This is a genomic window from Xanthobacter sp. BG11Y11_SDJG (assembly GCF_057364445.1).
This window is the reverse complement of the sequence record NZ_JBNFNU010000023.1, coordinates 1-23,948: the sequence shown is the minus strand read 5'-3', so window position 1 is coordinate 23,948 and position 23,948 is coordinate 1. Positions and strand designations below refer to the sequence as shown.

The 23,948-nt window shown below is 70.0% G+C and carries 18 protein-coding genes and 6 pseudogenes; 3 read left to right on the top strand and 21 right to left on the bottom strand.

Features of this window, described 5'->3' with window-relative positions; genetic code table 11:
- Positions 1-466: 466 nt before the first annotated feature.
- From AC2W7M_RS04385 to AC2W7M_RS04360, 6 genes and pseudogenes are all read right to left on the bottom strand, one after another.
- Positions 467-1,456, bottom strand: a complete 990-nt coding sequence (locus tag AC2W7M_RS04385; protein WP_486130344.1) for a branched-chain amino acid ABC transporter permease — start codon at positions 1,454-1,456, stop codon at positions 467-469.
- Between the two features lie 10 nt (positions 1,457-1,466).
- On the bottom strand, positions 1,467-2,348 hold the full coding sequence (locus tag AC2W7M_RS04380) for a branched-chain amino acid ABC transporter permease (RefSeq protein WP_486130342.1): 882 nt from the start codon (positions 2,346-2,348) through the stop codon (positions 1,467-1,469).
- A gap of 59 nt (positions 2,349-2,407) precedes the next feature.
- Entirely contained in the window at positions 2,408-3,619 is a 1,212-nt protein-coding gene (locus AC2W7M_RS04375; protein ID WP_486130340.1) for an ABC transporter substrate-binding protein, read from the bottom strand.
- 52 nt (positions 3,620-3,671) lie between these two features.
- On the bottom strand, positions 3,672-4,409 hold the full coding sequence (locus AC2W7M_RS04370; RefSeq protein WP_486130348.1) for an ABC transporter ATP-binding protein: 738 nt from the start codon (positions 4,407-4,409) through the stop codon (positions 3,672-3,674).
- Positions 4,410-4,436: 27 nt separating this feature from the next.
- Positions 4,437-5,156, bottom strand: a pseudogene (locus AC2W7M_RS04365) (ABC transporter ATP-binding protein); the annotation flags it as partial.
- A gap of 319 nt (positions 5,157-5,475) precedes the next feature.
- The gene (locus AC2W7M_RS04360) at positions 5,476-6,036 is read right to left on the bottom strand and encodes a peroxidase-related enzyme (RefSeq protein ID WP_486130346.1); all 561 of its coding nucleotides are present in this window, start codon (positions 6,034-6,036) and stop codon (positions 5,476-5,478) included.
- A 438-nt stretch (positions 6,037-6,474) separates the two neighbouring features.
- Between AC2W7M_RS04360 and AC2W7M_RS04355 the strand changes: the two are divergent.
- Together AC2W7M_RS04355 and AC2W7M_RS04350 are read left to right on the top strand one after the other, a co-directional pair.
- A pseudogene (locus AC2W7M_RS04355) lies at positions 6,475-10,101 on the top strand (NAD-glutamate dehydrogenase); the annotation flags it as partial.
- A 221-nt stretch (positions 10,102-10,322) separates the two neighbouring features.
- Positions 10,323-11,312, top strand: a complete 990-nt coding sequence (locus AC2W7M_RS04350) for a hypothetical protein (RefSeq protein ID WP_486130338.1) — start codon at positions 10,323-10,325, stop codon at positions 11,310-11,312.
- Here AC2W7M_RS04350 and AC2W7M_RS04345 read toward each other — a convergent pair.
- The 15 genes and pseudogenes from AC2W7M_RS04345 to AC2W7M_RS04275 form a co-directional block, all read right to left on the bottom strand.
- Positions 11,254-12,024, bottom strand: coding sequence for a DUF6064 family protein (locus AC2W7M_RS04345; protein WP_486130336.1), 771 nt, complete (start codon positions 12,022-12,024; stop codon positions 11,254-11,256). The genes AC2W7M_RS04350 and AC2W7M_RS04345 overlap by 59 nt on opposite strands.
- Complete coding sequence (locus tag AC2W7M_RS04340) at positions 12,024-12,935, bottom strand: aldo/keto reductase (RefSeq protein ID WP_486130334.1); 912 nt, start codon at positions 12,933-12,935, stop codon at positions 12,024-12,026. The genes AC2W7M_RS04345 and AC2W7M_RS04340 overlap by 1 nt, the downstream gene beginning before the upstream one ends.
- Positions 12,936-13,040: 105 nt before the next feature.
- On the bottom strand, positions 13,041-14,027 hold the full coding sequence (gene cysK, locus AC2W7M_RS04335; protein WP_486130332.1) for a cysteine synthase A: 987 nt from the start codon (positions 14,025-14,027) through the stop codon (positions 13,041-13,043).
- A 52-nt stretch (positions 14,028-14,079) separates the two neighbouring features.
- A pseudogene (locus AC2W7M_RS04330) lies at positions 14,080-14,521 on the bottom strand (RrF2 family transcriptional regulator).
- Between the two features lie 22 nt (positions 14,522-14,543).
- On the bottom strand, positions 14,544-15,008 hold the full coding sequence (dut, locus tag AC2W7M_RS04325) for a dUTP diphosphatase (RefSeq protein ID WP_486130330.1): 465 nt from the start codon (positions 15,006-15,008) through the stop codon (positions 14,544-14,546).
- On the bottom strand, positions 15,005-16,219 hold the full coding sequence (gene coaBC / locus AC2W7M_RS04320) for a bifunctional phosphopantothenoylcysteine decarboxylase/phosphopantothenate--cysteine ligase CoaBC (protein WP_486130328.1): 1,215 nt from the start codon (positions 16,217-16,219) through the stop codon (positions 15,005-15,007). Before coaBC ends, dut begins: the two co-directional genes overlap by 4 nt.
- A gap of 424 nt (positions 16,220-16,643) precedes the next feature.
- Positions 16,644-17,358, bottom strand: a pseudogene (locus AC2W7M_RS04315) (RlmE family RNA methyltransferase).
- Positions 17,355-18,002, bottom strand: coding sequence for a Ppx/GppA phosphatase family protein (locus tag AC2W7M_RS04310; protein ID WP_486130326.1), 648 nt, complete (start codon positions 18,000-18,002; stop codon positions 17,355-17,357). The pseudogene AC2W7M_RS04315 and the gene AC2W7M_RS04310 overlap by 4 nt, the downstream one beginning before the upstream one ends.
- Positions 17,933-18,496, bottom strand: a complete 564-nt coding sequence (locus tag AC2W7M_RS04305; protein WP_486130324.1) for a Ppx/GppA phosphatase family protein — start codon at positions 18,494-18,496, stop codon at positions 17,933-17,935. Before AC2W7M_RS04305 ends, AC2W7M_RS04310 begins: the two co-directional genes overlap by 70 nt.
- A 328-nt stretch (positions 18,497-18,824) precedes the next feature.
- Complete coding sequence (locus AC2W7M_RS04300; protein WP_486130322.1) at positions 18,825-20,099, bottom strand: cytochrome P450; 1,275 nt, start codon at positions 20,097-20,099, stop codon at positions 18,825-18,827.
- Entirely contained in the window at positions 20,096-20,305 is a 210-nt protein-coding gene (locus AC2W7M_RS04295) for a hypothetical protein (protein WP_486130350.1), read from the bottom strand. The genes AC2W7M_RS04300 and AC2W7M_RS04295 overlap by 4 nt, the downstream gene beginning before the upstream one ends.
- A 57-nt stretch (positions 20,306-20,362) precedes the next feature.
- Positions 20,363-20,542 (bottom strand): annotated as a pseudogene (locus AC2W7M_RS04290) (c-type cytochrome); the annotation flags it as partial.
- Positions 20,543-20,667: 125 nt separating this feature from the next.
- A pseudogene (locus tag AC2W7M_RS04285) lies at positions 20,668-21,444 on the bottom strand (di-heme-cytochrome C peroxidase); the annotation flags it as partial.
- Positions 21,402-21,782, bottom strand: a complete 381-nt coding sequence (locus AC2W7M_RS04280; protein WP_486130320.1) for a hypothetical protein — start codon at positions 21,780-21,782, stop codon at positions 21,402-21,404. The pseudogene AC2W7M_RS04285 and the gene AC2W7M_RS04280, both read right to left, overlap by 43 nt.
- Before the next feature lie 214 nt (positions 21,783-21,996).
- Positions 21,997-23,121, bottom strand: coding sequence for a PAS domain-containing protein (locus AC2W7M_RS04275; RefSeq protein ID WP_486130318.1), 1,125 nt, complete (start codon positions 23,119-23,121; stop codon positions 21,997-21,999).
- Positions 23,122-23,426: 305 nt separating this feature from the next.
- Here AC2W7M_RS04275 and AC2W7M_RS04270 point away from each other — a divergent pair.
- The coding region (locus AC2W7M_RS04270; RefSeq protein WP_486130316.1) for a hypothetical protein at positions 23,427-23,948 on the top strand (522 nt) is incomplete at its 3' end.

The following is a 23,948-nucleotide window of genomic DNA, read 5'->3' as shown; positions in this document are numbered from 1 at the left end:
GGCGCGGGCGGCGAGGGGGTCGCGGGGCGTTGCCATGCCCGGGCTGGGCTTCGCGGCCCGAGCGGAATGGGACGTCGACGCCATCGGCTTGTCGCCCGGCCCTGCATGACCGCCCTGTCCAACGCGTTCCGCCATGGCGAAGTCCAACTAATGACTGACCGGTCAGTCATAGCATGGGGCAAGGCTGCGATCCAGCCGGTCCCGGGCGGGAGGAGCAAAGGCCGAACGGGCGAGCAATCGGAATCGCCGCAGCGAACCAAAAGACAGTGAGCGGAGAGACAGTGCGCCTTAGAGACAGGGCGAGAGGAGGCTGCGCGCGGGGAGGGAGCGCGGCCGGTGGGTTGCCGGGGCGGCCCCGGCATCGCCACCGGTCCGGCGTTGCCGCCTGGCCTTGGCTGACGCATCCGAGCGCCCCGGCGGCGCTCGGAACGACAAGGGGTGGAGCCGACGCCGCGGCCCCACCGCTTCAGGACTGCGGCTTGCCGCTCTTGTAGTAGCTGACGATGGCGATGATCTCGCCGACGATGCCGCGGCGGAACAGCGACACGGCGGCGACGAAGATGACGCCCTGGATCACCAGCACCCATTCGCCCAGGCCGGCGAGATAGTTCTGCATGGTTACGATGATCGCCGCGCCGACGATCGGGCCGAGGATCGTCCCCATGCCGCCCACCAGCGTCATCAGCACCACCTCGCCCGACATCTGCCAGGCAACGTCGGTGAGCGAGGCGAGCTGGAACACCAGGACCTTCGTGGAGCCGGCCAGCCCGGTGAGGGCTGCCGACAGCACGAAGGCGAGCAGCTTGTACTGGTTGGCCCGGTACCCCAGCGAGATGGCGCGCGGCTCGTTCTCGCGGATCGCCTTCAGCACTTGCCCGAAGGGGGAGTGGATGGTGCGGTAGATGACGAGAAAGCCGAACACGAAGATCGCCAGCACCACGTAATAAAGGTGGAGGTCGTTGGCGATGTCGATGATGCCGAACAGCGGCCGGCGCGGCACACCCTGGAGGCCGTCCTCGCCACCGGTAAAGGGCGCCTGCAGGCAGAAGAAGAAGAACATCTGCGCCAGCGCCAGCGTCACCATGGCGAAATAGATGCCCTGGCGGCGGATGGCGAGCAGGCCGGCCAGCAGACCGAGAAACGCCGCGAAGGCGACGCCGGCGAGGATGCCGAGTTCGGGCGAGAAGCCCAGAACCTTGATGGCGTGGGCGCAGATATAGGCCGAGCCGCCGAAGAACATGGCGTGGCCGAAGGACAGCAGGCCCGTATAGCCCAGGAGCAGGTTGAAGGCGCATGCGAACAGCGCGAAGCACATCACCTTCATCAGGAACACGGGATAGACGCCGAACGGCGCCACAAGCATCACCGCGATGGCGGCGATGCCGAACAGCGCGAGCGTCGGCGTGCTGGGCGCCCGGTCGGTCGCGGCGGCCGCGGTGGTCGGGGATGAGCTCATCTGCGCGCCCTCACTTGGCCGTGCCGAACAGGCCGGCGGGCTTCACCATGAGCACGATGGCCATGATGACGAAGATCACTGTGGAAGAGGCCTCGGGGTAGAACACCTTGGTGAGGCCCTCGATGACGCCGAGGCCGAAGCCGGTGACGATGGCGCCCATGATCGAGCCCATGCCGCCGATCACCACCACCGCGAACACCACGATGATGAGATTGGAGCCCATGGTGGGGCTGACCTGATAGGCCGGGGCCGCCAGCACGCCGGCGAGCGCGGCGAGGCCGACGCCGAAGCCGTAGGTGAGCGTGATCATGCGCGGCACGTCGATGCCGAAGGCCTGCACCAGGTCCGGCCGCTCGGTGGCGGCGCGCAGATAGGAGCCGAGCTTGGTGCGCTCGATCACGTACCAGGTGGCGATGCACACGATCAGCGAGGCCACCACCACGAAGCCGCGATAGTTGGGCAGGAACATGAAGCCGAGATTCGTGCCGCCCGGCAGGGGGTTGTCATAGGGCAGGCCGGACGAGCCGTATTGCCGCCGGAACAGGCCCTCGATGATGAGCGCGAGACCGAAGGTGAGCAGCAGGCCGTAGAGATGGTCAAGATGGTAGAGCCTTCGCAAGAGCGTTCGCTCGATCACCATGCCGACGACCGCCACCACCAGCGGCGAGAGCACCAGAGCGCCCCAGAAGGGGATGCCCAGATAGTTCAGCAGCATCCACGCCCCGAACGCACCCATCATGTACTGCGCGCCGTGGGTGAAGTTGATGACGTTGAGCAGGCCGAAGATCACCGCGAGCCCGAGGCTCAGCATGGCGTAGAACGCGCCATTGATCAGGCCGAGCAAAAGCTGGCCGAACAGCGCCTGAGGCGGAATGCCGAGGAGTTCGAACATTGCGAGTGTCTCTTCAGGAAAGGCGGGCCGGCCCTGAAGGCCGGCCCGGGACAGAGGGATCAGCCCTTCTTGACGAGCGGGCAATCGCTCTCGGACAGCGGGCGGAACGCCTCGTTGGCCGGGATCGTCGCCTTCAGGGTGTAGTAGTCCCACGGGCCCTTGGATTCGGCCGGGGTCTTCACCTGGTAGAGGAACATGGGGTGGATGTGGCGGCCGTCGGCGCGCACTTCGCCCTTGCCGAACAGCGGGTCGTCGGTGGGGATCTTCTTCATCTCGGCCACCACCGCGGCGCCGTCCTTGGCGGACTTCAGCGCCTCGACCGCCTTCAGATAGTGCAGCACGCCGGAATAGACGCCCGCCTGCACCATGGTCGGCCGCTTGCCGCCGTTCGCCTTGGCGAATTCGTCGGCGAACTTGCGGTTGGCGTCGGTCTGGTCCCAGTACCAGGCGGCGGTCAGGTTCAGGCCCTGCGCCGTCTTGAGGCCGAGCGAGTGCACGTCGGTGAGGAAGATCAGGAGGCCGGCGAGGTTCTGGCCGCCCGCGACGATGCCGTATTCGGCCGCCTGCTTGATGGAGTTGATGGTGTCGCCGCCGGCATTGGCGAGGCCGATGATCTTCGCCTTCGAGGACTGCGCCTGCAGCAGGAAGGAGGAGAAGTCGGCGTTGTTGAGCGGCACGCGCACCTTGCCGAGCACCTTGCCGCCGTTTGCGAGCACCACCGCCTCGGTGTCGCGCTCGAGCGCGTGGCCGAAGGCATAGTCGGCGGTGAGGAAGAACCAGGTGTTGCCGCCGGTCTTCACGATCGCCTTGCCGGTGCCGTTGGCGAGCGCCCAGGTGTCGTAGGTCCAGTGCACCGTGTTCGGGGTGCAGGCCTTGCCGGTGAGGTCGGAGCTCGCCGCGCCGGAATTGATGAAGACCTTGTTCTTCTCCTTGGTGACGCCGGAGACCGCGAGCGCGACGCCCGAGTTCGGGGTGTCGACGATCGCGTCGACGCCGTCGACGTCATACCACTGACGGGCCACCGAGGTGCCCACGTCCGCCTTGTTCTGGTGGTCCGCGAAGATCACGTCCACCTTCATGCCCTTGGCGGCGGCGCCGAAGTCCTCGACCGCCTTCTTGGCGGCCCAGACCGAACCCTGGCCGCCGAGGTCGGCATAGAGGCTCGACTGGTCGTTGAGGACGCCGATCTTCACCGGGATGGGATCGGCGGCATAGGCCGCGCCGGCACCGGCAAGGCAGCTGGCTGCCAGGAAAATGGCTGCAAGACGCATCTGTTATCCTCCCGCCGGCCAAGGCCGGCATGATTGTGCAAGGAAGCCCGGCTCAGACGCCGAGGAAAGCTTCAAGACGCGCCGCGTTTTCCGCGATCTTGTCGTTTTCCACCATGTCCACCACCCGGCCGTGCTCGACCACATAATGGCGGTCGGCGACGGTCGAGGCGAAATGGAAGTTCTGCTCCACGAGCAGCACGGTGAAACCCTTCTTCTTCAGGGTCCGGATGATCTCGCCGATATGCTGCACGATCACCGGCGCTAGCCCTTCCGTCGGCTCGTCGAGCAGCAGCAGCTTCGCCCCCGTGCGCAGGATGCGCGCGATCGCCAGCATCTGCTGCTCGCCGCCGGAAAGCTTGGTGCCCTGGCTGTTGCGCCGCTCCTCAAGCCGCGGAAACAGCTCGTGGATCTCGTCGACGCTGAGGCCGCCGGGCAGCACCACCGGCGGCAGAAGCAGGTTCTCGCGCACCGAGAGCGAGGAGAAGATGCCGCGCTCCTCCGGGCAGATGGCGATGCCGAGGCGGGCGATCTTGTTGGGCGGCAGGCCGACCGTCTCGGTGCCTTCGTAGCGGATGGAGCCGGCGCGCTTGCGCAGCAGGCCCATGATGGCCCGCATGGTCGTGGTCTTGCCGGCGCCGTTGCGGCCAAGCAGCGTCACCACCTCGCCGGGATTGACCTCGAAGGTCATGCCGTGCAGCACGTGGCTCTCGCCATAGTGGCCGTGCAGGTCCTTCACATCGAGCAAAGGCGATCCGTTCGCGGCCATCTCAGTGCGCTCCACCGGTGCCATATAGGCCTCGATCACCTGCGGGTTCTTGGACACCTCGGCATAGGGACCCTCGGTGAGGATCTCGCCGCGGGCGAGCACCGTGATGGTGTCGGACAGGTCCGCCACGACCGAGAGATTGTGCTCCACCATGAGGATGGTGCGGTTCTTGGAGACGCGCTTGATCAGCTCGGCGGTGCGGGCGATGTCCTCGCGGCCCATGCCGGAGGTCGGCTCGTCGAGCAGCAGCATCTCGGGGTCGAGCGCCAGGGTGGTGGCGATCTCCAGGGCGCGCTTGCGGCCGTAGGGCAGCTCCACCGCCAGGTGGTTCGCGTAGGAGGTCAGGTCCACGTCGGCGAGCAGCGCCAACGCGCGCTCCTTCAGGCCGTCGAGCGTGCTCTCCGACTTCCAGAAATGGAACGAATTGCCCATCGGGCGCTGCAGCGCGATGCGGACATTGTCGAGCACGGTGAGGTGCGGGAAGGTCGCCGAGATCTGGAACGAGCGCACCATGCCGAGCCGTGCCACGTCCGCCGGCGGCGTGCGCGTGATGTCGCGCCCGTTCAGGCGGATGGTCCCGCGCGTCGGCTCCAGAAACTTGGTGATGAGGTTGAAGCAGGTGGTCTTGCCGGCACCATTGGGCCCGATGAGGGCGTGGATGGTGTGGCGGCGAATCCGCAGGTCGACGTTCTTGACCGCCGCAAACCCTTTGAATTCTTTGGTGAGACCTGTTGCTTCAACGATATAGGGCACGTCTGAGACAGTGTCCATGATCGCGGTATGCCCTCGCTGTTCGGCCGGCGGCTCTCGGGCCCGCCGACACTCGTCCCTGGAACGGCACCTTGGGCGGCGCGCTTCTCATTGCGGCGCACCGTAGCACGGCGCGCCGTGGCAACGTCAATAGGCGGTCCGCCGCCCCGAAGCAATTCGGAAAACGATGCTGCCTTCGTCTAACCGCTGGCGCACGGACCTGTGAAATATCACAGGCCCCTCATGATTTTCCGGCGCGGGGCGAAGGTATAGCGGCCGCACTGTCCTTGGCGGCCGTATCGCCCCGCCCGAGGCGCTCTTCCGCCTTGGTCCCGGATGGTCAGGTCGCGGGCGTGCGCGCCTGGGCGTGATAGGCCTCGTTCGGTCGCATGTCGGTGGCGGCCGCGATGCGGTTCGACATGTTGAAGAAGGCCGTTACCGCAGCGATGTCCCAGATGTCGCGCTCGGAAAATCCGACCCGGCGCAGGCCGTCGCGATCGGCCTCCTCCACCTCGTGTGGACGCTCGGTGAGCTTGACCGCGAAGTCGAGCATCGCCCGCTGGCGGCCGTCCAGCCGCGCGGCGCGATAGTTCATCACCATCTGCTCGCCCAGTATCGGATCGCCGGAGAGCTGGCGCACGGCAGCGCCGTGCGCCGTCAGGCAGTAATAGCAGCGGTTCACGCTGGAGACCGCTACCGCGATCATTTCCCGCTCGAGCTTCGTCAGGCCCGACGGCGCCAGCATCAGATCATTGTACATGGCGGAGAATGCGGAAAGCTTCGCCATGTCGAACGCATAGGCCGCGAGCACGTTCGGCACGAAGCCGATCTTGTCCATGCATTTGTCGAAATAGGCCTGGGTCGGCGCATCCAGTTCCGCCGGCGCGAGGCCGAGCGCGATCGCGGGAAGATCGTCGCGCCCCCGTATCGGGGCGGCAGCCTGCGGTGTGGCCTTCGCGGCCGGCGTTCCAGCCGGCGTGTTGGTCGACGTTTTGGTCGACTGGGCAGTCGCCTTGGGGGTGGACCTGGGGGTGGACTTGGGAGTGGACTTGGGAGTGGACTTGGCCTTTGCCGGCGTGCCGGTGGCCTTCGCGGCCGTCGCACGGGCGGCTTTCACGGGCTTGGGGTTGGGCGCCTGCTTTTCGGGCGTGCGCGTTTTTTCGGCGCCGCCCTGGTTTTCCTGGCCCTTGCGGCCGGAAGCACGCATTTTCGTAGCCATAAGCCTTGCCTCGTCATCTTCGCGTCGCGGTGGCGCACCACATGCTGACCGCCTTCGGCGACGTCCGAAGGGTGGTCGACCGCGCACCCCCAATCAAGGGTGACGGCAGCCTTGGGGGGAATGGCCATGAACGTCCGTGAATTTCAAGCCGCCGGTGCCGACATCGACTTCGCGGCGCGCGCCGATCGGGTGCGCGAGCTGCTGGGCGGCGCGGAGCCGCCGGTTCCGGATGTCTTCGTCGATCTGTTCCTCGGCGCGCCGGCGCCGGAGGACCTCGCGCTCGTGCCGGTCGCTGCGCTCGCCGCGCTGGTGCGCGAGGCCTGGACGCACGTGGTGGAGCGCGTTGCCGCGCCCGACGGCACGGACGTGCGGGTGTTCAATCCCGAGGTGCTGGGCGGCGCCGTCACGGTGATCGAGACCGTGAACGACGACATGGCGTTTCTGTTCGATTCGCTCGCCGGCGAACTGGCCGACCGGGGTATCGAGTCGAAGCTGGTGGCCCACCCCATCCTGCATCTCGACCGCACCAAGGACGGCGCCCTCACCGTTCTCCCCGCCAAGGGCCGCAAGGACGATGAGGCGCGCCACGAAAGCCTGATCCACCTGCACGTGGCCGCGCTTGGCGCCGCCGCGCGGGCGGAGCTGAGAGGCGCCCTTGAGCAGACGCTGGCGGACGTGCGTGCCATCAACGAGGACTTCCAGGCGATGCGCAAGCAGGTGCGCGCGCTGGGCAAGAGCCTCAAGAAGGAGAAGCACAGCTACGACGAGGGCGCCCGCGAGGAGGCGGCCGACCTCGTGGACTGGCTGACCGAAGACAATTTCATCTTCCTCGGCGTGCGCCGCTACGACCTTGCCGCCGACGGCGGTCTCGTCGCCGTGCCCGCCAGCGGCCTTGGCGTGCTGCGCGACCCGTCCGTCCACGAACTGCGCCTCGGCGCCGATCCGGTGGTTACGACGCCCGAGGTGCGGGCCTTCCTCGAAGGCCCCCAGCCGCTGCTGTTCACCAAGGCGAGCCTGCGCTCGCGCGTCCACCGCCGCGCGTTCATGGACTATGTGGGCATCAAGATCCACGACGAGAAGGGACGGCTGACCGGCGAACTGCGCGTCATCGGCCTGCTCACCTCCACCGCCTACACCCATTCGGTGCGCGAGATCCCCTATCTGCGCCTGAAGGCCGAGGCGGTGCTCAAGCGCGCCGGGCTCGATCCGCAGAGCCATTCGGGCAAGGCGCTGTCCACGGCGCTGGAGACCTATCCGCGCGACGACCTGTTCCAGATCGACGCCGACACGCTGCTGGCCTATGCCAGCGACATCCTCTCGCTTTACGACCGGCCGCGCGTGCGGGTGCTGCCGCGGCTCGACCCGTTCGACCGCTTCGTATCGGTGCTCGTCTATCTGCCGCGTGACCGCTATGATTCCACGGTGCGCGAGGCGGTCGGCGCGCTGCTCGCGTCGGCCTATGACGGTCACGTCTCCACGTTCACGCCGGTGTTCCTGCCGGACGTGCCGCTGACGCGCGTGCATTTCATCATCGGCCGCCGCGGCGGCCGCATCCCGCAGGCCGACCGCGCCGACCTGGAGGCAAAGGTCGCCAGCCTGGTGATGTCGTGGAGCGAGAAGCTCGGCGCTGCGATTGCCGCCCGCCACGCGCCCGAGGCCGCCGAGGCCCTGCGCGCCCGCTACGGCGTCGCCTTCGGTCCCGGCTATGTCGCCGCGTACGACATCGACACCGCGCTCTCCCACATCGACCTGCTGGAGCGGATGTCCCACGAGCGGCCGATCGCCATCGACTTCTATCGCCGCCCGGAGGACGCAGACACCCGCATCTCGCTGCGCCTGCTCTCCTTCGGCCAGCCGCTGCCGCTGTCCACCCGCGTGCCGATGCTCGAGAATATGGGCCTCAAGGCCATCAACGAGCGCACCTACCGCATCGAGCCCGCCGGCGAGGGTATGACGCGCTCGTGGCTCCACGACATGTCGCTGGAGCGGGCCGATGGCGGCGCCATCTCCATGGCCGCCTCGCCGGCGCGGCTGGAGGACTGCCTCAATGCGGTGCTGCGCGGCGCCGCCGAGAATGACGGCTACAACTCCCTCGTGCTCGACGCCGAGCTGAGCTGGCGCGAGGCGGCGCTGGTGCGCGCGCTCGGCCGCTATCTGCGCCAGGCCGGCATCCCCTTCTCGCAGGACTATCTGTGGACCGCATTGGCCGCGCACGAGACGCTCGCCCGGCAGATCGTGGCGCTGTTCCACGCCCGCTTCGACCCGGCGCTCGATCCCGCGCCGGAAGCGCGGGACGCCCGCGAGGCGCCGCTGCGCACCGCCATCGATGCCGAACTGGCCAAGGTCTCCAGCCTCGATGACGACCGCATCCTGCGCCGCTTCGTGAACCTCGTCGGCGCGGCGATCCGCACCACCTACTACCAGCGCGACGCCGAGGGCCGCGAGCGGGAGGCGATCGCCATCAAGTTCCGCAGCGCCGACGTGGAAGGGCTGCCGCTGCCGCGCCCGCTCTACGAGGTGTTCGTCTATGCGCCCCGCGTCGAGGGCGTGCACCTGCGCTTCGGACCGGTGGCGCGCGGCGGCCTCAGATGGTCGGACCGGCCGCAGGATTTCCGCACCGAGGTGCTCGGCCTCGTCAAGGCGCAGCAGGTGAAGAACGCCGTCATCGTGCCGGTGGGCGCCAAGGGCGGCTTCGTGCCGAAGCGTCTGCCCTCCGGCCCGCGCGAGGCGGTGATGGCCGAGGGCACGGCGGCCTACGAGGTGTTCGTCTCCGCTCTGCTCGACATCACCGACAATCTGAAGGGCGGCGCGGTGGTTCACCCCGCCGACACCGTGCGGCTCGACGGCGACGATCCCTATCTGGTGGTGGCCGCCGACAAGGGCACCGCCACCTTCTCGGACACCGCCAACGCCATCTCCGCGCGTCACGGCTTCTGGCTCGACGATGCCTTCGCCTCGGGCGGCTCGGTGGGCTACGATCACAAGGCCATGGGCATCACCGCCCGCGGCGCCTGGGAGGCGGTGAAGCGCCACTTCCGCGAGCTGGACATCGACATCCAGACCACCCCCGTCACCGTGGCGGGTGTGGGCGACATGTCGGGCGACGTGTTCGGCAACGGCATGCTGCTGTCGTCCGCGCTCAAGCTGGTGGCGGCGTTCGACCACCGCCACATCTTCCTCGACCCGGACCCGCAGGACCCGGCGCGCTGCCATGCCGAGCGCCAGCGCCTGTTCAACCTGCCGCGCTCCTCGTGGGCCGATTATGATGCCGGCCTGATCTCGCCCGGCGGCGGGGTCTTCTCGCGCGCGGCCAAGAGCATCCCGCTTTCGCCGCAGGTGCAGGCGCTGCTGCGCGTCGACAAGGCCGAGATGGCCCCGGCCGAGCTCATCAACGCCATCCTGAAGGCGAAGGTGGACCTGCTGTTCTTCGGCGGCATCGGCACCTATGTGCGCGCCTCCACCGAGACCGACGCCCAGGCCGGCGACCGCGCCAACGACCCGGTGCGCATCGCCGCCACCGAGCTGGGTGCGCGCGTGATCGGCGAGGGCGCCAACCTCGGCATGACCCAGCGCGCCCGCATCGAGGCGGCCCGGCGCGGGGTGCGGCTCAACACCGACGCCATCGACAATTCGGCCGGCGTGAACACCTCCGACGTGGAAGTGAACATCAAGATCGCGCTCGCTCTGCCGCTGGAGCAGGGCGTCCTGACCCGGCCGGACCGCGCCGCGCTGCTGCGGCAGATGACCGACGACGTCGCTGCCCTGGTCCTCGTCAACAACTACCGCCAGACGCTGGCGCTCTCGCTCGCCGAGCGGCGCGGCGTGAGTGAGCTCGCCTTCGACCAGCGCCTGATGCAGATGCTGGAGCTGCGCGGCGACCTCGACCGGGCGGTGGAATTCCTGCCCACCGACATGGAGCTGTCCGACCGCCGCTCGCGCGGGGAGAGCCTCACCGGCCGGAACTGGCGGTGCTGCTCGCTTACGCCAAGCTCACGCTGCACGAGGACCTGCTCGCCTGCCCGGCGCTGGACGATCCCTATTTCGCCCGCGAGCTTTCGGCGTATTTCCCCGACGCCGTCGAGGGGCGCTTCCCCGACGCGGTGGCTCACCATCGCCTCAAGCGCGACATCATCGCCACCCGGCTCGCCAACGGTCTCATCAACGAGGGCGGCCCGACCGCGTTCGCCCGCATCGCCGACCAGACCGGCGCCGATGCCGGTGCGGTGGCCCGGGCCTATGTCACGGTGCGCGACGTCTACCGCTTGCCGGAGCTGACGGCGGCCATCGACGCGCTGGACAACAAGGTGGAAGGCGCCGTCCAGCTCGACCTCTACACCAGCCTGCAGGACCTGCTGATGGGCCGCATCGTCTGGTTCCTGCGCAACGCGTCCTTCGGCGACGGGGCCGAGGCGGTGGTGACGCAATATGCCGACGGCATCGCCGCGGTGGCCGATACGATCGAGGAGAGCCTGCCGGAAGCCTGGCGCGAGCGCCGCGCGGTTCGCTCCGGCGAACTGGAAGCGAAGGATGTGCCGGCGGATCTCGCCCGTCGCCTGGTGCTGATGCCGGCGCTCGCCGCCGCCACCGACATCGCTCTGGTGGCCCAGACCACGGGGCGCGCGATCACCGACGCGGCCTCCACCTTCTATGCCGCCGGGCGCTACTTCGCGGTGGACGACCTCATCACCCAGGCGCGCATGATCGCCACCACCGACTATTACGACCGCCTCGCCCTCGACCGCGCGCTGGGCGAAATCGAGACCTTCCTGCGCCGCGCCACGGTGGAAATGCTCGCCACCGGCGGTGCCGGCGAGGCGGCGGTGGACGCCTATGTCGCCGCGCGGCGCACCGAGGTGGAGCGCATGCGGGCGACGGTGAAGGACATCGCCGCCACTGGCCTCAGCCTCTCCAAGCTGACGCTGGCGGCGAGCCTTTTGTCCGACCTCGCGCGCGGCTGATCCTGCGCGGGCTGGCTTGGCGCAGACGAGGCCGGCGGGCGGTCAGCGTGCGGGCGCTCGGCGCCAGACCAGGGCGGCTGCCGGCGCGGCCACGGCGGCCGCAAACGGCACGACGCCCTGCGCCGTGCCGAGGGTCCACAATGTCCCGGCGCTGAACAGGCACCACAGCACCGGGACCGGCCACAAAGCGGCCCCGCCGCCGGCGATAAGCAGGACGCCCAACGTGCCGATGGCGGTGGGATCGGGCGCCAGCCCCGAACACCTCCGACTCCGCAATCGGACGCCCCGCCAGGGGCGCGAGCAGCGGATAGGCGGCGGCGAGCGCCACCAGCACCGCACCCACAGCCAGCCGCGGCGCAGGCGGTGGCAGCGTCTCCGAACCGCGCGCCGCCGGACCGCGCGCTGCGGCCAGGGCCAACAGCATGGCCTGCAGCGCGAACAGCGGCGCGACATAGAGCACCGCCCAGTTGATGACCCCGTAGAGGGTCCACAGGAACGCCCAGCCGACGAACGCCCACGCCACCGCGAGCATCGCCAGCGCGATCCGCACCCCCCGCGGCCGCAGGCACAGCAGCCCGGCTGCCAGCGCCAGCACCGGCCCGACGAGCGGCAGCGGCCACAGCGCGCCATTGTGAAGCGCGAACATGCGCCAGTAGACCCGGGGCGAGAACATCAGGAAGTCCTCGGGACTGTAGGTCCACCACTCGCCCATCACAGCGCCCGGATGTCCGCCGACATCCGCTCGCGCAGCGCCTGGTCGGGCAGCGGACCGGACGCGGCGGCGAGGTTCTCGCGCACATGGTCGACGCGGCTGGTGGCGGGGATGGCCGCCGTCACCGCCGGGTGGGCGAGGATGAATTTCAGCAGCGCCTGCGCCCAGCTGGTGGCGCCGATTTCGCTTGCCCATCCCGGCAGCGGCGCGCGGGCGAGCGCGCGGGTCAGCGCGCCCTGGCGGAACGGCCGGTTCACCAGCACGGCGATGCCCCGGTCGGCGGCGAGCGGCAGCAGGCGGGCCTCCGCTTCGCGGTCGAGGACATTGTAGGTGATCTGCACGAAGTCGAGCCGCTGCTCGCGCATGATGCGCTCCAGCTCGGCGTGGCGCCGGCCCTCGGACGTGGTGATGCCCACATAGCGCACCTGTCCGGCCGCCTTCATGGCCTGGAGCCGCGGCAGGTGGGTCTGCCAGTCCAGGAGATTGTGCACCTGGAGCAGGTCGAACCGCGGCACGCCCCAGAATGCCCGCGAGCGCTCGATCTGCGCCGCGCCCGCGCCGGCGCCGCTGGTCCAGACCTTCTCGGCCGAGAACAGGCGCTGCGGCTTCAGCCGCGCAAGGCCGTAGCCGATCACCGGCTGGGACGAGCCGTACATGGGCGAGGAATCGATGATGGTCCCGCCGGCGGCGAAGAAGGCCGACATCACGTCGGCGCACTCGCCGCGCAGGACGGGATCATCGCCGACATTGAAGGTGATCCAGGTCCCGAGCCCGATGGCTGGCACCGCCTCGCCGCTGGAGGGGATGGTCCGCGTCAGCGGCGCCGACGGCTGGGCGGCGGACGGCATCGGCAGCGCGGCGAGCGCCGCGCCGGGGGCGAGTTCCAGAAAGCGGCGGCGGGTCCATGGCATGGCGGCGGCGGTGTCCTTTCGCGCGTGCGAAAGTAACCGCCCCCGCTGCCGGAAGGTCAGCCCAGCCGCTTCACGCTTTGGTGTGCGGCGCCGCGGGTCCGAACGTCAGAGGCCCTCGAACAGGGCCGTCGAGAGGTAGCGCTCGGCGAAGGACGGGACGATGGCGACGATGGTCTTGCCGGCCATGTCGTCCCTGACCGCCACTTCGAGCGCCGCGGCAACCGCCGCGCCGGACGAGATGCCGCCGGGAATGCCCTCGTAGCGCGCCAGCGCGCGGGCGGTGTCGAAGGCGGTCTGGTTGCCGACCGTCACCACCTCGTCGATCACCGCGCGGTCGAGGACCTCCGGCACGAAGCCGGCGCCGATGCCCTGGATCTTGTGCGGCCCGGGCTGGCCGCCGGACAGGACCGGGCTGTCCTCCGGCTCCACCGCGATCATGCGCAGCGAAGGCTTGCGCGCCTTCAGCACCTGGCCGATGCCGGTGATGGTGCCGCCAGTGCCGACGCCGGAGACCACCGCGTCGACCTTGCCGTCGGTGTCGTTCCAGATCTCCTCCGCCGTGGTGCGGCGGTGGACATCCGGGTTCGCCTTGTTCTTGAACTGCTGCGGCATCGCCGCCTTGGGCAACTCGCGCAGCAATTGCTCGGCGCGCGAGACGGCGCCCTTCATGCCGAGGCTCGCCGGGGTGAGCACCAGCTCGGCGCCGAGCAGCGCCAGCATCTTGCGGCGCTCCACCGACATGCTCTCCGGCATCACCAGGATGAGGCGGTAGCCGCGCGAGGCGGCGACGAAGGCGAGCGCGATGCCGGTATTGCCGGAGGTCGGCTCCACCAGCACCGTGTCCTGGTCGATGGCGCCGGCCGCCTCCATGGCGTCGATCATGGCGACGCCGATGCGGTCCTTCACCGAGGCGATGGGGTTGAAGAATTCGAGCTTGGCGAGAATGTCGGCCTTGGCGCCGCGCAGCTGCGGCAGGCGCTTCAGGCGCACCAAAGGCGTGTTGCCGATGGTCTCGGTGATGGAGTCGTAGACCCGGCCCCGCCCGGGACGCGGCCCGGCGTTCGGGACGACTTTCACGGCGGCATCAGCCATGGGGTTTCTCCTGTTCTTGTGGTTCGGCACCGCGTGACGCGGCACCCGTCCTTCAGATGGCGAAGTCGATGCGATCGTTCTCGGAGCCGTGGCCGTTGCGGTCGGCGGCGCGGCAGAGGTCTTCCAGCGTCACCCCGTCGAGCGCGGCGTCGAAGGTCTCCTCGGCGGCCGCGACGGCGGGCTGCACCACCTCGATCACGAGGGGCGGCAGCACGATCTCGCGCTCCTCCTCGGCGCCTTCCGCCACCCGCACGATCTCGGCGACGGACACCCGGCGCCGCTCGCGGGCCAACTCGTAGCCGCCGCGCGGACCGCGCACGCCTTTTCAGGACGCCGGCATGGACCAGCGCCTGGAGCACCGGCTCCAGCCGCCGTGGCGGCAGGCCGTGGCGGGCGGCCAGCGCCTTGGCGGCCACGGGCGTGCCGCGGGCATGGACGGCGACATCCACCACGGCGGCGATGGCGAGAAGACTCTTGTCGGATAAACGCGGCATGGCACTGTGACTTGTTGCAAATTCAGGCGCCGCTTAGCCCGGTTGACCCAAAACCACCGACGCCACGTGCAGTTTGGCCCAAATCCCCGGATTCTTCCAGCATTATCTGCACGACCGGCGCCACCACCAACTGGGCGATGCGCATCCCCCGCTCGATCACGAACGCCGCTGGGCCGTGATTGACGAGGATCACCTTCACCTCGCCGCGATAGTCCGCATCCACCGTGCCGGGCGCGTTCAGGACCGTGACGCCGAACTTCAGCGCCAGGCCGGACCGCGGACGCACCTGCCCCTCGAAGCCGCGCGGCAGCGCCATGGCGAGCCCGGTCGGCACCGCCGCGAAGGCGCCGGGCGCCAGCACCAGCGGTGCATCGGCCGGCACGGCCGCGACGAGGTCGAGGCCGGCGGCATCGGCGCTCGCATAATGGGGCAGCGGCAGGTCCGCCCCGTGGGGCAGGCGCTGGAGAAGCACCACCGGTTCGCTCACCGTCCCGCCTCCCCAAGCGCGGCGGCGATGCGCGCCACGAGGCGGCGCGCCACCTCGGCCTTGGAGGCGGAGGGCCAGTCCTCCACCCCGTCGGCGGAGACGAGATGCACGGTGTTGAGGTCGCCGCCCATGATGCCGGTGGCCGGCGAGACGTCGTTGGCGACGATCCAGTCGCAGCCTTTCTTCTCGCGCTTGGCCTTGGCGTGGGCCACCACCTGCTCGGTCTCGGCGGCGAACCCGACCACAAGGCGGGGGCGCAGCGTGTGGTGCTGGGCGATGGAGGCGAGAATGTCCGGGTTCTCCACGAGGTGCAGCGTCGGGGCGCCAGCCCCGCCTTTCTTGATCTTCTGCTCGGCCGCGTCCGCCACCCGCCAGTCGGCGACGGCGGCGGCGAAAATGGCGCAATCGACCGGCAGGTTCTCCTCCACCGCCGCCATCATCTGCCGCGCGCTCTCCACATGCAGCGTGCGCACGCCCTGCGGGTCCGCCACCTCGGCGGGGCCGGAGACCAGAACCACCTCCGCCCCCGCGGCGCGGGCGGCGGCGGCGATGGCGTGCCCCTGCTTGCCGGACGAGCGATTGGCGATGAAGCGCACCGGGTCGATGGGCTCATGGGTCGGCCCGGAGGTGACGAGCACCCGCCGGCCCTTGAGAATCTGCTGCTGCGGGCTGAGCATTTCCTCGATGGCGCCGAGGATTTCCATCGGCTCGGCCATGCGGCCGGCGCCGAACTCGTCGCGCTCCGCCATGGCGCCCGAATTGGGGCCCACCGTGAGCACGCCGTCCTCCTTCAGCCGCGCCACGTTGCGCCGGGTCGCCGGGTGGCCCCACATGCGCGGGTTCATGGCGGGGGCGACGAGCACCGGCTTGTCGGTGGCGATGAGGGCGGTCGACGCGAGGTCGTCGGCGAAGCCGTTCGCCATCTTGGCGATCAGGTCCGCGGTGGCGGGCGCGACCACCACCAGGTCCGCCTCCCGCGACAGGCGGATGTGGCCGATGTCGTGCTCGGCGGTGAGGTCGAACAGGTCCGTGAACACCCGCTCGCCGGTGATGGCGCCCACCGACAGCGGCGTCACGAACTCCTGGGCGGCCTTGGTGAGGATGGCGCGCACCTTGGCGCCGCGCTCCTTCAGGCGCCGGATCAGCTCCAGGCACTTATAAGCGGCGATGCCGCCGCCGATGACGAGGAGGATGCGTTTTTCGGCGAGCATCGGGGCGTTTCCTGCCAGGGGTCGACGCGGGTGAGGCCGCTGGAAGAGAGATCGGCGACATGTCTCGTGGCCAGCATCTTGGGGTTCGCCAGGGTGATGGCCCCATCTGCATATCGGCCGGTGACATCGGCCGCCAGGATCTCTTTCGGACCGGGGCGGACGGCGAACTGACCGGCCTCAGGGTCGCAGACCGCTCTCCCGAAGTGATTGCGCTCCAATCACCCTAGGCCATCGGCTCATGATACGACACCCCCCTCGCGCGCCGCGAGAGGGTGGACGGCGCGGCCGTTGCCAGCGCTCGTCGGGGTAGATAAAGACCGCGCGGATGGGCACCCACACGTTGATGCCGCCCATCGCGGGACCGCATGTGGACGATGAAAACGCTCGGCTTTCGTTGCAGGCCGGGAGCAGGCGCCAGAGGCGATCAGGGATCGCCATCCGCGGGCGGGACCGCCGCGCCGCGGAACCCGGTGGCGAGCACGTAGAGTTCGGCCGAATCGGCGCGGCTCGCGGCGGGCTTGATGTGCTTCACCTGGGCGAAGTCGCGCTTCAGGTCGGCCAGCAGCGCCCCCTCCGTGCCGCCCTGGAACACCTTGGCGAGGAAGGCGCCGCCCGGGGCCAGCACCTTGCGGGCGAAGTCGGCGGCAAGTTCCACCAGCCCGACGATGCGCAGATGGTCGGTCTTCCTGTGTCCGGTGGTGTTGGCCGCCATGTCGGACAGGACGAGGTCGGCTGGCCCGTCCAGCAGCGCGAGCAGGCGTGCGGGGGCGTCGTCGGCGAGGAAGTCCATCTGCTGGAAGATCACGCCGGGGATGGGGTCGATCTCCAGCAGGTCGATGGCGACGATCTTGCCCTGGCCCTCTTCGAGGCCGATCTTCTTTGCCGCCACCTGGCTCCAGCCGCCGGGCGCGGCGCCGAGATCGACGATGCGCTGTCCGCGCTTCAAAAGCCGCGCCTTCTCGTCGATCTCGATCAGCTTGAACGCGGCGCGCGAGCGCCAGCCCTCGCGCTTGGCGCGGGCCACATAGGTCGTTGAGCTGGCGCTGGAGCCATTTCTGCGAGGAGGTGGTGCGGCTGCGGGCGTTCTTCACGCGCACCTTGAGCGGCCGTCCGTCCGGGCCGCGCGTCTCGCCGCTCACGAGCAGGGATCCGCCGGTGCGCCCTCGGCCTCCGGCCGGCCGTGGCGGCGCCAGACCCCGTCGGCGCGCATGAGCTGCACCAGCATGCCCTCGCGCAGCCCGCGATCGGCGACGCGCAGCCGTTCGGCCGGGAACATCTCGCGCACCGCCTCCATGATGGCGCAGCCGGCCAGCACCAGGTCCGCCCGCTGGGCGCCGATGCAGGGATTGGAGACGCGTTCCTCGAAGCTCATGCCCATCAGGCGGTCGACCACCTCAGCGATGTCGCTGGCGCCGAGCCAGGCGCCGTCCACGCGGGTGCGGTCGTAGCGCGACAGGCCGAGATGGATGCCGGCGACGGTGGTCACCGTGCCGGAGGTGCCGATCAGATGCATGCGGTTGGGGGCGCGCACGCCCCAGCTCTGGCGCACGCCCTCCAGCATGGCGCAGACCTCGTCCACCATGGCGCGGAACATCTCGCAGGAGACGCTAACGCCCCCATGGCGCTCGGACAGCGAGACCACGCCCACCGGCAGCGACACCCAGGAGCGGATGCGCGCGCGGGGCGGGCCGTCGTCGCCCGCCGAGCGCCGGCTCAGCCACACCACCTCGGTGGAGCCGCCGCCGATGTCGAACAGCACCGCGCCGTCGCAATGGGGGTCCACCAGCGGGGCGCAGCCGGCGGCGGCGAGCCCCGCCCTCGGTGCGCCGGTCCACCACCTCCAGCCTCAGGCCGGTGCGGGCCTCGACACGGTCGAGGAATTCGTCGCCCGTTCTCGGCGGCCCGGCAGGCCTCGGTGGCGATGATGCGGGCGCCGGGCGACGCCGCGCGCCACCATCTTGCCGGCGCAGACGTCGAGCGCGGCGACGGCGCCGCCTCCATGGCGGCCGGGCTGAGGCGGCGGGTGCTGGAGAGGCCTTCGCCAAGCCGCACGATGCGCGAGAACGCATCCACCACGCGGAAGCTGCGCGGGGTGGGGCGCGCCACCAGGAGGCGGCAATTGTTGGTGCCGAGGTCGATGGCCGCATAGGGGCCCGCCGGCGCGGCCGAGCGGGCCGGCTCGGTGCGGGGTGAATCGAGGCGGGGTGAACTGTTGCGGGATGAATCGATGCGGGATGCATCGGCGCGCATCGCGGCGGGCCGTGCGCCTTCGCTCATGCGGCCGCGCTCGTCGGGCGCCTGCCCGCGATCGATGCGACCGCTCTCATCAAGCCCGCGCTCCGCTGGAGCGCGATCCCGGCCGAACCCCTCGCGGCAAGACGGCTCCGGCCCCCCGAGGGATCCGTGCGCCTCGTCCTTCATTCTCGTCCCCTTGCCACGGCTGCCGTTGCTGCCAGTCCGGCGCAGCGGTGCCGCTTGCGTTGGGAGCAGTCTAACAGCCTGTGGCGGCGGCGCAACGTCGCGGGGAAAAAGGGGCCGGATCAGCGCGAACCGCCATTGGCGCCGCCGTCGCGCCGCACCGGGTCGCGCCTGCCGTGTTCGCGCCTCAGCCGAGCGCCAGGCGATAGGTCTGCGGAAACGGCGTGCCGCCCATGTCCACCGGGCCGAGGGGGCGGGCGCCGGGGCGCTTCAGCACGCACTTCACGATTTCCGGGATCATGGCCGCGCCCACATAGCGCCCGAGGCACTCGTGGTGCCCGAAGCCGAAGTGCAGGTAAGAGTGGCTTGCGCGGTCCGGGCGGAAGGCCTCGGGCTCCTCTACGAAGTCCGGGTCGAACATGGCGGAAAGGCTCAAAGGCAGCACGCTCGTGCCCTTGCCGATCACCTTCTCGCGCGGCGTGCTTTTGGCGATCGTCACGGTCTCGACCGCATGGCGGAACATGAAGGCGACGATGGGCGAGAAGCGCAGCGCCTCCCACACATAGCCGGCCACCAGGGCGTCGTCGTCCGCCTGCGCCGCAGCGCGGGCGCCGGCGAGCGCGTCCGGCCGTGCGAACAGCTCGGCGAGCGCGTTCACCACCGCCTCTGCCGTGGTCTCGATGGCGCCGATCAGCAGCCCGCCCACATTGATGACCACCCGGTCCATGCCGAAATGGTCCGCCGCCGGCAGGTTCAAGGAGAGGATGCGGGTGAGCATGTCGTCGGGCGCGGTGCCGGCTTTGATCTCGGCGAGGCGGGCCGGGATGAGCGCCGCGAACAGCGCCCGGAGCTTCACGCGCGCGTCCTCCGCCGCCTGGTGGATGGCATCGGCGTCGGGGCGCCCGTCGAAGGGCAGGTTGTTGAACTGGTCCATCTGGTTGGCATAGGACCAGTCGAGCAGGTCCTGGTCCGGCCCCTTGATGCCGAAATAGCGCTGGACGATGCGCATGGGCACGAAGCGGGCGAGCTGGGACACCACCTCGATCTCGCAGCCCGCCGCCTCCAGCGCGGCGTCCGCCACCTCGCGGACCATCTCCCGCACCCGCGGCAGGTCGCCCCAGGCGAGGATCGAGCGCATCACCGCCTTGTCGCGGTAATTGATCTCGGTCTCGTCGAGCGCGAGCATGAACTCGCCCATCTTCGGCTTGTAGAGGTCCACCGTGAACACGCGCGGCATGGAGAGCACCTCCATCACGTCCGCGCGCCGGGCGATCAGCGTCACCTCGCAGGTCTCGTAGATGGGGGCGTGGGCGCGCAGCTCGGCGAAGAAGGCGCGCGGCTCGCTGGCGATCAGGTCCCGGGCGAGCGGCCAGCGCCCGCTGGGCGGCAGGGCGGCGAGCCGGTCGAGAAAAGGCGTCTGCGTCATCTTGGGCGTCACGGCGGCCTCGGCGAACGCGGTCATCGCGGTCCCTCCAGGATCTTGAGATATTCGATGATGGCGTACCGGTCCTGCGGCTTCAGCCGCGGCTCCGGGAACGGGTGGCCGGCATTGGAATTGCCCGGCAGCGTCGTGTCGAAGCGGAACGCCTTCGCCTTCTCGGCGGCACTCAGCGCGTCATCGGCTGAAACGAAACCGAGCTTCTTCGCGTCGTAGCGCGTCGCGCCCACATAGAAGGCCTTGGGCCGCTCCTCCTCGGGCGAGAGCAGATCGTAGACGGTCGGCACCGAGCCGTTGTGCAGGAACGGGCCGGTTGCCCAGATGCCGGCCAGCGGGCCCGCCTTGTAGGCGAGCGGCGCGCTCCAGCCCGCCTGCGGCTTGTCGGAGCCGGGGGCGAAGCGCCAGCCGTAATAGGCCTTGCGCGCGTCGCCGGTGATGCCGCGGGCGCGCAGGTCGTTCTCCACCATGGCATTGACGGTGAGCAGCAGGATGCCGGCCCGCCGGCACCCCGCGGCGCGCCGCCGAAGGCGGGGGCGAGCACGCCGGTCTCGGCGGTGCGGCCGGCGAAGTTGGTGAGCATCTTCGCGTCGGTCTTCACCACCTCCTGCGGCACCATGGTGACCGCGAGCCAGCGCCGGCCGCCCTCGGTCTCCTGTGGGTCGGTCAGGCGATAGTCCGGGCCGCCGTGGCAGCCGGTGCAGTGGGTCTTGAACAGTTCCGCGCCGGTCGCCGCGAGCATGGGGTCGACCGGGCCGAGCAGGTTCTGCGGGAAGGGCGGCGGCTTCAGCGTCGCCACCCAGTCCTCCAGCTGCTTCAGATTGTCGATCAGCGCCGCCGACGAGAAGGCCGCGACGTTGCCACCCGCGAGGTTGGCGTGGCCGAAGACGCCCAGCACCTCGCCCAGATTGCGGCCGATCGGATTGCCGGCGACGCCGTTCCACTGCACGTAACGCTGGGCCGGCGTGGTCCACAGGAAGGGATAGCTCACCGGCGCGTCGGGGATGCGGAAATTGGCGTCCTGATGCAGCGCCTCGGCCGCCACCGCATTGAGGATGTGGCCGAATGCGTCGAGCCGCCCGCGGCCGTAGGGATGGGGCGTGAAGGCCGCGGCCTCGATGCGCCTGAGCTCGGTGGCCGTGGCTTCCAGCAAGGGGCGCACCGCCCTCGGTTCCTGATCTGGCTGCGGTTTCAGCCGCGCGGCGAAGCGGGCGAACTTTGCGGGGTCGGCGAGCGTCGCGTCGAGCGCCTTGGAAAGGCGCGTCATCAGCATCTGGAAATCGCCCAGCGCCGCGCCGCCGTCGATCCACACCCGCGCGCCGGCAAGCGTCACCTCGCCGGTGTGGCAGGCGGCGCAGGTGAGGCCCACCATGCGGGGCCGGCCGGCCCGCCGGGCGCGGGATCCTTCGCGAAGCCCACCGGCAGCCGGTCGGGATTGCGCGCCGAGGCGGCCGGTGCCGGCAGGAAGCCCATGGCGGCGATGTGGGCCTCGTCGAGGAACAGGGCCTGCGTGTCCGGCTGCTCCAGCGCCAGCAGGAAGGCGTAGGGCATCAGCCGCGAGCCCTGCGGCGTGTAGTAGAACGCCTCGCGCATCTCCCCCGACCAGCCCTGGTCGAGGAAGGTCGGCGGCAGGAGCGCCGTCTGCTCGTCCGGCGGCTGGGGCGCCGGCTGCGGCGCCGGCCGCGTGAGAAAAAGCTCGGCGCCCGCCACCAGGCGCGACGAAACAGGATGACGGCGATCACGCCGAAGATCCGCCTGGCCATTTTCGTTCGTCCCCCCCAAAGCGCGCCGGGCGCGCCTGACCCCCATTCCGTCCGGAGCCCGCGCGACGGGCGTCTCCCCCTTCCGTGCGTCGCTGCCCGAGCACCGCTTGGCCCGCCGCGGCCGAAGGCGCGGCGGGCGGCCCGGCTCGCTCAGGCGAGCGTCAGATCGAGGCTTTCGCGCAGGCGCGCCACCAGTTCGCCCTGGCGCCGGGTGTCGGTCTTCTCGTAGAGCGCCTTGAGCTGGCTGCGCACGGTGGACAGGGCGACGCCGCGCTGCTCGGCGAAGTCGGCAAGCGAGGCGCCCACGCAGCGCCGCCGCCACGCGCCGCCTCGGCGGGCGTGAGCTGGAAGGTGGTGGCGAGGCGGCGCGCCGCATCCGCTGCGCCGCGGCCGGGCGCGCGTACCACCACGGCGATCTGCGAGCGCAAGGTGAGGTTCACCTTGCCCTGCATCTGCGGCAGGGGATGCAGCGAGACCCGGTAGGGCGCCTCGTCCGGGTCCGCGCGTTCCACCTCCAGATGGTCGGCGTGGGGCAGTTCCGCCTCGGCCCGGCGCGCGGCGAGCGCCTGGGCCACCGATTGTGCCAGCTGGCGGGTGGCGCGGGCATCGCGCAGGACCAGCTTGCCGGAGCGGATGGCGATCTCGCCGCCCTTCAGCATGGCCTCGCCCGCCTTGTTCACGTGGGCGATGCGCAGGTCCGCGTCGGCGAGGAAGATGCCGGCATCGACGATGTCCAGCGCGGCGCCGATGTCGTCCACTTTCGCCTTGGCCTCGTCGAGGATGGCGTAATATTCGAACGCCCGCCGCAAATGCGGCACCACGAGGCCGAGCTTCTGCTTCTCCGGCGCCCCGAACGGCCCCTTGGCCCGCCCGCGCATGGCGCAGACGGTGGCCATCACGTCCCCCTCCTGCGCGAAGTAGGAGACGAGCGAATGCTCGATGTCCATGGGCTCCACCACCTCGCGGAACAGCGCCGAGGCGCGGAACTGGTCGGCGTCCACCCCGTCCTCGCCGCAGATCACGCGGCCGGGATTGGACAGGATGTAGGACAGACGCGGGTCCTCGGTCGCGTGGCGATAGAGGAAGGTGCGGTAGGCTAGGTGATCGTAGCCCCACACGCGCCAGGTGGGCTTGCGCTGCTGCTTCAGGCTGTACACCGCCAGCTGGCCGACCCGCCCGTCGACGAAGCGCGTGACGCCCTCCAGCAGGATGCCCCATTGGCCGGGATCCACGCTGTATTCGTACACGTCGTTGAGAAGTCGGGAATATTCGTCGAGATCGCTCATGACCGCCCCTTGCTGGCGCGCTCCGGAGCCCGCTCTCCGCAACGCTTCATGGTCGAACGCACATCTAACTCTATCTAGGGATGCGAAATCGTCCGCCGATCGCTGCGCAACCGGACGGGCGCGAGGCAATGGGCCGACGGAGGATGCCGCCTGGGACCCCATCGCGCAACGGTCGCAGGGTGGCGCCCCGCCGAAACCCGGTCATCCCCCATATGCATGATGCCGCCGCGGCGTCTGCCGTGCTCGCTTGGCCGGGCCGCGCGATGGCGCCCGTTTCACGGTGGAGCCCCCCGGCGGAGACGGCGATGACGGTGACGACGAGGCGGGAGACCATGGACCGCGAGCCCCTGCGGCCGACCATCAAGGACACCATCGGCGAGCGCGTGCGCTCGCTTGCGCTGGAGGCCGGCGCGCGGCCGCGCGAGCAGGGATTCTCCCGCCTGTTCCCGCAGCTGACCGCGCCGAGCCACCGTCTGCCCGAAGGCCCGCGCACGCTCGATGCACTGCTGGACCTCGCCGAATGCATGGCGGAAGGAGAGGTGATCCACCGCGAGCCGCGGCGCAAGTGCGCGGGCGACGGCGACCTGCCCGCCGCCTACACCTACCTTGCGGAATTCGTGCTCAACGACCTCGTCTGGCAGCGCCGGTCCGCTGCGCCGCCGGCGCGCCCGTCCGAAACCGCGCCCCTGGAAAGCCTGGACCTTCTCGTGAACCGGCGGGCGGGCGTTCTGGAGCTCGAAAGCATCTATGACGCCCCGCGCGACCCGCAGGACGTGCGGCGCATGCTGCTGGGCCGGGTGGCGGCCGGCGCGGCCGGGCACGCGCGG